The 11,052-nt window shown below is 47.3% G+C and carries 10 protein-coding genes; 8 read left to right on the top strand and 2 right to left on the bottom strand.

Annotated elements, in window-relative coordinates; translation table 11 throughout:
- The 7 genes from ACFFUV_RS07720 to purF all read left to right on the top strand — a co-directional run.
- Positions 1–2,358, top strand: a 2,358-nt coding sequence (locus ACFFUV_RS07720) for a FimV/HubP family polar landmark protein (RefSeq protein WP_390190975.1), incomplete at its 5' end; no start/stop codon positions are given.
- A gap of 91 nt (positions 2,359–2,449) precedes the next feature.
- Positions 2,450–3,244: a tRNA pseudouridine(38-40) synthase TruA gene (truA, locus tag ACFFUV_RS07715; RefSeq protein WP_390190973.1), complete on the top strand. Its 795-nt coding sequence runs from the start codon at positions 2,450–2,452 to the stop codon at positions 3,242–3,244.
- Between the two features lie 168 nt (positions 3,245–3,412).
- Entirely contained in the window at positions 3,413–4,339 is a 927-nt protein-coding gene (gene accD, locus ACFFUV_RS07710; RefSeq protein ID WP_390190971.1) for an acetyl-CoA carboxylase, carboxyltransferase subunit beta, read from the top strand.
- A gap of 45 nt (positions 4,340–4,384) precedes the next feature.
- Complete coding sequence (gene folC / locus ACFFUV_RS07705) at positions 4,385–5,653, top strand: bifunctional tetrahydrofolate synthase/dihydrofolate synthase (RefSeq protein WP_390190969.1); 1,269 nt, start codon at positions 4,385–4,387, stop codon at positions 5,651–5,653.
- Complete coding sequence (locus tag ACFFUV_RS07700; RefSeq protein WP_390190967.1) at positions 5,654–6,223, top strand: SPOR domain-containing protein; 570 nt, start codon at positions 5,654–5,656, stop codon at positions 6,221–6,223.
- A 62-nt stretch (positions 6,224–6,285) separates the two neighbouring features.
- On the top strand, positions 6,286–6,777 hold the full coding sequence (locus tag ACFFUV_RS07695) for a CvpA family protein (protein WP_390190965.1): 492 nt from the start codon (positions 6,286–6,288) through the stop codon (positions 6,775–6,777).
- Positions 6,778–6,811: 34 nt separating this feature from the next.
- Positions 6,812–8,326: an amidophosphoribosyltransferase gene (gene purF / locus ACFFUV_RS07690; RefSeq protein ID WP_390190963.1), complete on the top strand. Its 1,515-nt coding sequence runs from the start codon at positions 6,812–6,814 to the stop codon at positions 8,324–8,326.
- 62 nt (positions 8,327–8,388) lie between these two features.
- Here the strand turns inward: purF and znuB are convergent, their stop codons facing one another.
- Together znuB and znuC are read right to left on the bottom strand one after the other, a co-directional pair.
- Entirely contained in the window at positions 8,389–9,174 is a 786-nt protein-coding gene (znuB, locus tag ACFFUV_RS07685; protein ID WP_390190961.1) for a zinc ABC transporter permease subunit ZnuB, read from the bottom strand.
- Positions 9,167–9,952, bottom strand: a complete 786-nt coding sequence (gene znuC, locus ACFFUV_RS07680) for a zinc ABC transporter ATP-binding protein ZnuC (RefSeq protein ID WP_390190959.1) — start codon at positions 9,950–9,952, stop codon at positions 9,167–9,169. Before znuC ends, znuB begins: the two co-directional genes overlap by 8 nt.
- A gap of 83 nt (positions 9,953–10,035) precedes the next feature.
- On the opposite strand from znuC, the gene znuA reads away from it, so the two are divergent.
- Complete coding sequence (znuA, locus tag ACFFUV_RS07675) at positions 10,036–10,950, top strand: zinc ABC transporter substrate-binding protein ZnuA (RefSeq protein WP_390190958.1); 915 nt, start codon at positions 10,036–10,038, stop codon at positions 10,948–10,950.
- Positions 10,951–11,052: the final 102 nt, after the last annotated feature.

The raw sequence follows: 11,052 nt of genomic DNA, 5'->3' as shown, positions 1-11,052 counted from the left end.
CCAGAGCCAGAGCCAGAGCCAGAGCCAGAGCCAGAGCCAGAGCCAGAGCCAGAGCCAGAGCCAGAGCCAGAGCCAGAGCCAGAGCCAGAGCCAGAGCCAGAGCCAGAGCCAGAGCCAAAATCAGAACCTCAGTCTGACCTATCTGAGCTGGAAAATGAGCCAGTACCGGATGTGGCTGGGCAGTCGGACAACCAAGAGGACGCAGCAAGTGAGATTGAGGAGCCAGAGCTTTCTGATCAGCAGGCGCTATCTGAGGATGATCTGTCTCCGATTGATGTCGACGATGAGCCGAATGTCCAGTCTCAGGAAAGTCAGGATAAGACAGACATTGAGCCGTCTGAGTTATCGGAAGAAGCTGATGTTCAATCAACCAAGAGTGACGTTGAGCCGAGTGAGTTAGAACCGTCTGCAACTCAAGACCAACAGGCGTCAACTGATGCCGAGGAATTCGAATCGCCATCATCTGAGTCGTCAGGCGACAGTGATGATGAATTTGAGTTTGACCCTCAAATCGAGGGTGAGGATACTCTTGCAGAAGCAGAAGCAGAAGCAGAAGCAGAAGCAGAAGCAGAAGCAGAAGCAGAAGCAGAAGCAGAAGCAGAAGCAGAAGCAGAAGCAGAAGCAGAAGCACCTCGTCCAGAGCCAGTCGCCAACGAATTCGGTACACCACAAGATGAAGATTGGGAGTTTGATGATGCACCTGAATCTCCTTTCGCTGAAAAGCTTGAGGAGGCGCCGCAATCAGCCCCAGAAACCACACCTGATATTGAACAAAATTCCGATGCGTCAAGTGCAGAGCCGGAAGCGCCGCTAAGCGCTGAGGAAGATGAGTTTGATTTTGACGATCTTGAACTGCCTGAGTACGGTGAAGAACAAGCCTTAGCCGATGAGCTAGATACGGACACGCCAAGTGCAGAGACAGACGCGCCGCAAAGCACCGAAGAAGATGAGTTTGACGTTGATCTTGAGCTGCCTGAGTACGGCGAAGAGCAAGCCTTAGCCGATGCCGATGAGCCAGAACAGGACGCGCCAAGTGCAGAGCCAGAGGCGCCGCAAAGCGCTGAGGAAGATGAGTTTGACGTTGACGACCTTGAACTGCCTGAGTACGGTGAAGAACAAGCCTTAGCCGATGAGCTAGATGCGGACACGCCAAGTGCAGAGACAGACGCGCCGCAAAGCGCCGAGGAAGATGAGTTTGACGTTGACGATCTTGAGCTGCCTGAGTACGGCGAAGAGCAAGCCTTAGCCGATGCCGATGAGCCAGAACAGGACACGCCAAGTACAGAGCCAGACGCGCCGCAAAGCGCCGAGGAAGATGAGTTTGATTTTGACGATCTTGAGCTGCCTGAGTACGGCGAAGAGCAAGCTTTAGCCGATGCCGATGAGCCAGAGCAGGATGCGCCAAGTGCAGAGTCAGACGCGCCGCAAAGCGCGGCGAAAGATGAGTTTGACGTTGACGATCTTGAGCTGCCTGAGTACGGCGAAGAGCAAGCTTTAGCCGATGCCGATGAGCCAGATCAGGACGCGCCAAGTGCAGAGACAGACGCGCCGCAAAGCGCGGCGGAAGATGAGTTTGACGTTGACGATCTTGAGCTGCCTGAGTACGGCGAAGAGCAAGCCTTAGCCGATGCCGATGAGCCAGAGCAGGACACGCCAAGTATAGAGTCAGACGCGCCGCCATCAGAGATAAAGCCTGAGAATGTCGAGCAGCATAATGAACGTCGGCAGCCAGTCGAAAACTACGATGAACAAACCTTCAACGAGCTACTGAAAGAAGAAACACCCTCGAAGCACTCGTTTGACTTTAATCGTCCTATGGATGATGAAATTTCTGATAGCGCAGGCATGGATCTCGATGCGATGTTAGAAGTTGGGGGTGAGGACTGGAATGGTTTTAACTTATCGCCCGAGCAGCAAGCTGAAATTCCTGATGAGATACCAGAAGAAGAACAAGGTATCTGGAACGATGATGAACTGTCAGAGCCGCAAGCGACAGATGAAGACTGGGGCGTTCAAGATGATCTCCCGTCAGTTGAAGCGGATACCAAAGGCTACCGCACCATCGATGAACTGATGGCTGAAGTCGAAGAGGCTGAAAAGGACTCGATGCTAACGGATGACGATCTGAAGCTGGATGTCGGTTTAAATGACTTCCCAGACGTGATTGGTGATATCGGTGATAATACCGATGTCGATGCGAATTCTGAGGCTGCGGGTAAGTTGGATTTAGCCAAAATATACATTGAAATGAACGATCCTCAAGGTGCGATTAAGCTTCTCGAAGAAGCAATTGTGGATGGAAGTGATAGCATTCGCCGTGAGGCGAAAAATCTAATAGATGCGATTCATGGCCGTTAATCTGAGTTGAATAAGGGGGCGAGAAGCCCCCTTATCATTAGCGCTGAGAACGTATATACTTCTCGGCCCAATTTTCAGTGAGATGTAGCAAATGAAGATAGCGTTAGGCATTGAATACAACGGAGCACACTATTTTGGCTGGCAACGTCAGCGTGACGTGAACAGCGTACAACAAGAGCTTGAAAAGGCGCTGACTATAGTGGCCAATCATCCCGTTGAAGTGCAATGTGCCGGACGGACGGATGCCGGTGTGCATGGCACCGGACAAGTGGTGCATTTTGAGACTAACGCATCTCGGAAAATGGTGGCGTGGACGATGGGAGTCAACGCCAATATGCCATCAGATATTGCCGTTCGTTGGGCTGTAGACGTTGACGATGAATTCCATGCTCGTTTCTCTGCAACGGCCCGCCGTTACCGCTACATTATTTATAACAGTGCATTAAGACCCGGCATATTAAACGATGGCGTCAGCCATTATCACGGAGAGCTTAATGTGGAACGCATGCATCAGGCTGGACAATATTTGTTGGGCGAAAATGACTTTACATCATTTCGTGCTGTACACTGTCAGTCTCGAAGCCCATGGCGCAATGTCATGCATTTAAATGTGACTCGTCATGGTGATTATGTGGTGGTCGATATCAAAGCAAATGCGTTCGTCCATCATATGGTCAGAAATATCGTTGGTAGTCTTATCGTCGTCGGGCGTGGAGAACAAGCGCCTGAGTGGATAGAGTGGTTACTGCATCAAAAAGATAGAAAACTCGCTGGCGCGACAGCGAAAGCAGGTGGACTATATTTAGTTGATGTGGATTACCCGGAACAATTTGGTTTACCTCAAGTGCCTATTGGCCCGCTATTTTTACCAGATAACCTGAACTAATTTGGGGATAAATGTCTGAGTTAATAGTGGTTGAGATATCAATACAGGAAATAGGTACAACCAGTTTTTTGTCCACACTTGGCTGTTTATATGCTTTAATTCTCCACGCGTAAATTCAGAATTTTTATCTCTCGATCGCCGAGAGAGAATTAAGAGAAAAGGTCTTCCATGAGTTGGCTTGAAAAGATTTTAGAGAAAAGCAACATTGTTAGTTCACGTAAAGCGTCCATCCCTGAAGGTGTTTGGACTAAATGTACCTCCTGTGAACAGGTGCTTTACTATGCGGAGCTAGAACGTAACCTTGAGGTGTGCCCAAAATGTGGTCACCACATGCGTATGAAAGCCCGCCGTCGTTTAGAAGCCTTTTTGGACGAAGCGAATCGTGTTGAGTTAGCCGACGAACTCGAGCCGCAAGATAAGCTGAAATTCAAAGACTCTAAGCGTTATAAAGACCGTATCTCTGCTGCTCAAAAGAGCAGTGGTGAGAAAGACGCCTTGGTTGTGATGAAAGGGGAACTTCACGGTTTGCCTGTCGTTGCCTGCGCCTTTGAATTCTCCTTTATGGGCGGATCTATGGGCTCAGTTGTTGGTGCACGTTTCGTGCGCGCTGTTGAAGCGGCCATTGAGCAAAAAAGCGGTTTGGTTTGTTTCTCTGCCAGTGGCGGTGCGCGAATGCAAGAAGCTTTGATGTCATTGATGCAAATGGCGAAAACCAGTGCGGCACTTGAGCGTTTGTCTGAGAAAGGCCTACCGTTTATTTCGGTGATGACCGACCCTACAATGGGTGGTGTTTCGGCAAGCTTGGCGATGCTGGGCGATATCAATATCGGTGAACCTAAAGCCCTTATTGGCTTTGCTGGACGCCGAGTTATCGAGCAAACAGTGCGCGAAGACTTACCGGAAGGTTTCCAACGCAGCGAGTTCCTGCTTGAGCATGGTGCGATTGATATGATTGTCGATCGTCGTGAGATGCGTCAACGTGTTGCCGGTCTATTGGCAAAATTGACCGCTCATGAGTCACCTTTGGTAGTTTCTGTGAACGATTCTCCAAATGAAGCGCCTTACACTGTACCAGAAGCTGACGAAAAAGGTTAAAGTAGACCCTAACGACACAGCCCGCAGATTTCGGTTATTAGTTAGATGAGTCAAACCCTTATACGTCCCCAAGCCACATCCTCTCTTGCGATGTGGCTTGATTATTTAAATACTATTCATTCCTCCGCCATTGATCTCGGCCTTGACCGTGTCTCTCAAGTTGCCCAGCGCGCTGAACTTACTAAACCGGCTCCCTGTGTTATTACCGTTGCAGGTACTAACGGTAAAGGTTCAACATGTGCGTTAATGGAAGCGATTTTGCTTGATGCTGGCTATAAGGTTGGTGTCTACAGTTCTCCCCACTTAATTCGCTATAACGAGAGAGTTCGCATTAATGGCCAAGATGCCGATGATCAAGCGCATATTGACGCGTTTGTCTATGTTGAGCATCAACGCGGTGATATTTCTCTTAGCTTATTTGAATTCGGTACTTTGGCTGCGCTTCGTCTTTTTCAACAGCAGAAGGTTGAGGTGGTATTACTTGAGGTTGGACTCGGGGGGCGCCTTGATGCGACCAATGTGGTTGAACATGATGTTTCCGTTATTACCAGTTTAGCCATCGATCACGTCGATTGGTTGGGCAGTGACATCAATGTCATCGGTTTTGAGAAAGCGGGCATTTTTCGAAGTGGTAAACCGGCGATTTGCGGACAGCCGCAAGCGCCTGGAACCGTAGCAGCACATGCCGACGATATTGGCGCAGATTTGCATCAAGTCGGTATCCAGTACAACTATCAGCAGATTGACGAACAGACTTGGCAATGGAACAGTGGTCCTTATCAACTTGATGCTTTGCCTGTTCCTCAGTTACCACTGCCTAATGCAGCCACGGCGTTGATGGCGCTGGGGAGTGCAGGTTTAGAAATCAGTGATATTAATATCGTTAACGGCTTAAAAAATGCTCGTTTGGCTGGGCGTATGCAGGTTGTTCAGCATGAGCCCGTTGTTCTATTTGACGTTGCCCATAACCCACACTCAGCGCAATATTTAGCGGATAAAATTACGCAGCAGTATCCAGGCCGTAAGGTGCGGATGGTCATTGCGATGCTCCACGATAAAGACATCGCATCAACGCTTGAAGCGTTAAAGCCCATTGCTTCTTACTGGTATGTTGCTTCTTTAACCGGGCCTAGAGCGGCGAAAGCGAGTGAGCTGTGTGAACATCTCGATGATGACTTCATCGCTTTTGCAAAGCCAGTAACGGCTTTTAAAGCAGCGTTGACAAATGCGAGCAGTGACGACGTCATAATCGTCGCCGGTTCGTTCCATACTGTTGGTGAAATTCTTGAATACTGGCAGCAACAAGGAGAATAAATGGCGAGTAAGTTTCAAAATCGATTGGTTGGAACGATTGTTCTGGTTGCTATCGGTGTGATTGTATTGCCTGATATTTTGGATGGCCAAAAAACACATTATCAGGAAGATTTAGACAGTATTCCAATTAAGCCAGAGATTGCCCAAAATGAAAATTTTGATGTCTTAGAGCCTGAAGAGGATACCAATGAACTGCCTCCTAGTCCGGTGTCGGCGACGGTAAAAGCACCGTCAACAGAATCAAGTTCGACGCCAGAGCAGGTTACACAGAAAAAGCCGCAAGAGCCACTTGAGGTTGAAGTGAAAGAGGTACCAGAGCGCAATGAGTACAAAGACAGCGCTTGGATCATTCAACTGATGGCACTAAAAAATGCGGACAATGCACAAACTCTCATCGAAGATCTACAGAAACGAGGGTATCAAGCTCATACCAAGTTGGAAAATGGCTATACCCGAGTGATCATAGGCCCTGATGTTTCAAAGACTAAGCTCGAACGACAAATTTCCGAATTGGAGAAAATTACCGGTTCCAAAGGTCGATTGCTTAAATTTAAACCACTAAATCCATAAGAAAACGTTTGCGTCAGCATTTTTTCTGTTAAAATGCGCGCCAACTTAAGATGTAGATAGACATGAATTGGTTAGATATTGTCATTTTGAGTGTGATCGGCCTATCGGCTTTGATCAGTTTAGTACGTGGCTTCGCGAAAGAGGCTTTGTCATTGGTGATTTGGTTTGGGGCATTTTTTATTGCCAGCCAGTATTACGCGAAACTCGCGGTATATTTCTACAATATCCAAGACGAACTCATTCGCAACGCAGCAGCAATCGCTGCTTTGTTTGTTGCCACGTTAATTGTAGGAGCTATCGTTAATTATGTGATAGCTCAGCTTGTACAAAAAACAGGCTTGTCCGGAACGGACAGAGTACTCGGCGTTGTGTTCGGTGCTTTAAGAGGTATTTTGATTGTCTCTGCGGCTTTGTTTTTTATGGATGCGTTTACAACGTTTCCTGATACAGTGTGGTGGAAAGGATCGCAATTGGTGCCTGAGTTCAGTCGTATCATTGCACCGTTTTTTGAACACTTACAAGCAACATCTAGTTTCCTATCTGGCGCGATTTAGCGCGCCAGAAATGTCGAAAATCGAGGGTTAGGACATGTGTGGTATTGTCGGAATTGTGGGCACAACGCCTGTAAACCAGTCTATCTATGATGCGTTGACAGTGTTACAGCATCGTGGCCAAGACGCTGCGGGTATTTGTACCATAGATAGCAATCGTTTTCGTCTGCGAAAGGCGAACGGTTTAGTCAAGGATGTCTTTGAAGCTAAACACATGCAGCGCTTGCAAGGTACCGTTGGAATAGGGCATGTGCGCTACCCAACTGCAGGGAGTTCGAGCGCCTCAGAAGCTCAACCTTTCTACGTAAACTCTCCTTTCGGTATCACCCTCGCTCACAACGGTAACCTCACTAACGCTCAAGAAGTTCGCCAAAAACTGTTTGATAAAGACCGTCGCCACATTAACACGACCTCAGATTCTGAGGTGTTGCTGAATGTGCTAGCGCACGAAATTGATACAGTGAAAGGCAATGTTACAGCGGAAGATGTGTTTCGTGCGGTCACCAGTGTTCACCGTACTATTCGTGGTGCGTATGCCGTCAGTGCGATGATCATTGGTCATGGTATGGTGGCATTTCGTGATCCCAATGGCATTCGTCCATTGTGCCTTGGTAAGCGAGAAGTCAACGGTAGCTTTGAGTATATGGTGGCTTCAGAGTCGGTAGCGCTTGATGCTGTCGGATTCGATTTTATGCGTGATATCGCGCCAGGCGAAGCGGTGTATGTCACCTTTGAAGGTGAGCTGTTTACTCAACAATGCGCTGATAACCCATCACTGAATCCATGCATCTTTGAATTTGTCTATTTTGCACGTCCTGATTCGTTTATCGATAAAATTTCGGTTTACAGTGCGCGTGTAGAGATGGGTAAAAAGCTTGGTGATCGTATTTCTAATGATTTCGCTCATCTTGATATTGACGTGGTCATCCCGATCCCTGAAACGTCATGTGATATTGCGCTGCAAATCGCGCAAGCGATTGATAAACCGTACCGCCAAGGTTTCGTCAAGAACCGTTACGTTGGACGTACCTTTATCATGCCGGGGCAGCAACAGCGTAAGAAATCGGTTCGCCGTAAACTGAACGCGATCCGTTCCGAGTTCAAAGACAAGAACGTATTGTTGGTTGATGACTCCATTGTTCGTGGCACAACGTCTGAGCAGATCATTGAGATGGCGAGGGACTCTGGCGCGAAGAAGGTCTTTATGGTCTCTGCAGCCCCAGAAATTCGCTTCCCGAACGTTTATGGTATCGACATGCCAAGCGCTAACGAGTTGATCGCTCATGGGCGTGACAGTGAGGCGATTTGTAAGCAAATTGGTGCCGATGAGCTTATTTTCCAAACCTTAGACGATTTGGTGGATGCAGTTGGAATGGGCAACCGTGATATTGCGAAATTTGAAACCTCTGTGTTTAACGGTGAATACGTCACTGGCGATATTGATCAGCAGTACCTTGATTTTCTTGAATCCTTACGCAACGATGATTCCAAGTTGGAGCGTGAAATTCTGCAAGAAATTGCGAGTTTAGAACTCTATAACGAAGGTGCATAACCTGACTTAGCCAATAAAAAAAAGCTTCCAATGATGGAAGCCTTTTTTGTCGCTGTATCGACTTAAAACGCCGGGCGCTTAAACTGACTCAGAATAAACATGGCCGCTGCTGAAAGTACCACAGAAGGCCCGGCGGGGGTGTCCCAGTGCCAAGACATGCTAATCCCTCCAAACACCGCAAGAACCCCAATCAGAGAGGCAAACAGCGCCATAGTTTCTGGGCTGGATGCAAAGCGTCTAGCGGTTGCTGCAGGAATGATTAAAAGTGAAGTCATGATCAATGCGCCCACAAACTTCATTCCTATGGCGATAACCAACCCCATGAGTAGCATGAGAATCAGCCGCATCAGATCAATGTTGTGACCTTCTATTGCTGCCAACTCCTCGTTAACGGTTGTAGAAAGTAACGGGCGCCAAAAGGCAAACAGGATGGCGCCAACCACAGCCACGCCAAGATAGATAAAGCTTAAGTCATGGCTTGTCACGGCAAGGAGATCACCAAATAAGTAACTCATTAAATCGATACGGACATCATCTAAGAAGCTAACAGCCACTAATCCGAGAGATAATGCACTGTGGGCGAGTATGCCGAGCAAGGTATCCGTCGCGACGACTAATTGCTTTTGCAGGCCAACCAAAATAAGCGCTAAACCTAAGCAGCAAACAATTAACGCTAGGTAGAGATTCACATCAAGGAGAAAGCCGAGGGAAATGCCAAGTAGTGAGGCATGCGCTAATGTATCGCCAAAATAAGCCATTTTTCGCCACACAACAAAAGATCCAAGTGGCCCAGCAATCAACGCGATGCCGATGCCAGCAAAAATGGCAGGAAGTAAAAATTCAATCATTATGATGGCCGTGTAAATGATGAGAGCATTGTTGGGCGTCACCTTTCACTGGTTGACCCGCTAAGTCATGGTGATGATGATCGTGCTGATGGTGATAAAACGCTAACGTCTCATGACGAGCTTGCCCAAATAGTGCGATGTATTGAGGGTGCTTGGTAATATCATCTGGTGCTCCAGAGCAGCAAATATGATGATGTAAACACACCACATGATCGGTTTTGGCCATAACAAGATGTAGGTCATGAGAGACCATAAAAACGCCACAATTAAAGCGATAACGAAGGGTGTTAATTAAATCATAGAGATCCATCTGCCCTTGAATATCCACACCTTGAGCTGGTTCATCAAGGACTAACAGATCAGGGCGACGAAGTAAGGCACGCGCGAGTAACACCCGTTGGTTTTCGCCGCCTGACAGTGAATGCATATTGGCATTATGAAGATGTTCAGCCCCAACCAACTTTAACGCAGACGTCAGCTCCTGGTCGCTATATTTTCCAGCAAGGCGCAAAAAACGGCTGACGTTGAGCGGCAGAGTTTCGTTTAACTTTAGCTTCTGGGGCACATAACCAATGCGCAGACCTTTACTGCGGACGACTTGACCTTGAAAACGGGTTTGTAACCCAAGAAGAACTTTTACTAACGTTGATTTACCAGCCCCATTGGGGCCGATTAGCGTCGTGATCTTTCCGCGTTCAAGTTCTAGGCTGACGTTATCTAAAACCGTTTTATCAGCGAAACGGACTTGAATATTCTTTAGCTCGACTAATGTCGACATGGTGATAACTCACTTGCTAATTGATGATGTTATAATATAACATTTAGACTTTGCTATCGCTATATTACCGTAATGAGATTTTTATGAGACGGATATTTTTATTGATCGTCACGAGCCTACTGGGCACACAGGTGGCTTATGCCCAACAGGTATTAACCAGTTTTAAACCGATTCAAATGATCACTCAGGAACTCACAAAGAATGTGACTGAACCCGATGTATTGCTGGCGGCGAATACCTCACCCCATGATTATGCATTACGTCCATCGGATGTGAAAAGAATAAATCACGCGGATTTAGTGATTTGGTTTGGGCCAACCCTTGAGCCATTCTTGAGTAAAACGCTAGAAAATCGAGAAAATACGTTTACCATCAGTGAGGTTCCTCATCTCGATTTGCTTGAATTCGAGCATCATGATGAACACGAACACGAACACGAACACGAACACGAACACGAACATGGAGATGGGCATGATCATGGTCGCTTTAACCCGCATTTTTGGTTAGGTCATGAACAAACGCTCACGATGGCTCGCGCATTAACGGCTAAACTTATCAGCATAGATTCAACGCATAGCGAGCAGTATCAGAAAAACTTGGCTGAGTTTGAAGACAACCTAAATCAGACATTTGCTGAGATTGACCTTAAGCTAGAGCCTGTGCGTGAAAAAGGGTATTACGTTTTCCATGATGCTTATGAATATTTTGAGAAAGATCATCAGTTAAATAATCTAGGCCACTTTACTGTTTCGCCTGAGCGTAAGCCCGGCGCGAAAACGCTCATCTCCATTCGTAACGCACTGAGCAGCAGTAATGCGCAGTGTGTCTTTGCAGAACCTCAGTTCACGCCCGCGATTGTTGAGTCTGTTGTGCGTGGCACTCAGGCGAGAATCGGCACGCTCGACCCGATAGGCACAGAGATAAACATTGCAGACGGCAGTTACTTTGTATTTCTTGATTCTCTTGCCAATCACTTTAATGATTGTTTAAGCCAGTAAGTTAGGAGGCTTAGTTGCGATAAAAAGCACTAAGCCTTTTCTATGTGACCAACACTAAAAAAGCCAGTATTTAAGCTGACAACCTACCACGAATAAAGTACA

It is taken from the genome of Vibrio olivae (assembly GCF_042428525.1).
Lineage (GTDB): Bacteria > Pseudomonadota > Gammaproteobacteria > Enterobacterales > Vibrionaceae > Vibrio > Vibrio olivae.
Note: the sequence above shows the minus strand (reverse complement) of the source record. Positions and strands in the feature narration are given on the sequence as shown.

Coding starts and splice junctions, on each gene's coding strand:
- truA (WP_390190973.1), top strand. CDS start 2,450: ATGAAGATAGCGTTAGGCATTGAATACAACGGAGCACACTATTTTGGC.
- accD (WP_390190971.1), top strand. CDS start 3,413: ATGAGTTGGCTTGAAAAGATTTTAGAGAAAAGCAACATTGTTAGTTCA.
- folC (WP_390190969.1), top strand. CDS start 4,385: ATGAGTCAAACCCTTATACGTCCCCAAGCCACATCCTCTCTTGCGATG.
- ACFFUV_RS07700 (WP_390190967.1), top strand. CDS start 5,654: ATGGCGAGTAAGTTTCAAAATCGATTGGTTGGAACGATTGTTCTGGTT.
- ACFFUV_RS07695 (WP_390190965.1), top strand. CDS start 6,286: ATGAATTGGTTAGATATTGTCATTTTGAGTGTGATCGGCCTATCGGCT.
- purF (WP_390190963.1), top strand. CDS start 6,812: ATGTGTGGTATTGTCGGAATTGTGGGCACAACGCCTGTAAACCAGTCT.
- znuB (WP_390190961.1), bottom strand. CDS start 9,174: ATGATTGAATTTTTACTTCCTGCCATTTTTGCTGGCATCGGCATCGCG.
- znuC (WP_390190959.1), bottom strand. CDS start 9,952: ATGTCGACATTAGTCGAGCTAAAGAATATTCAAGTCCGTTTCGCTGAT.
- znuA (WP_390190958.1), top strand. CDS start 10,036: ATGAGACGGATATTTTTATTGATCGTCACGAGCCTACTGGGCACACAG.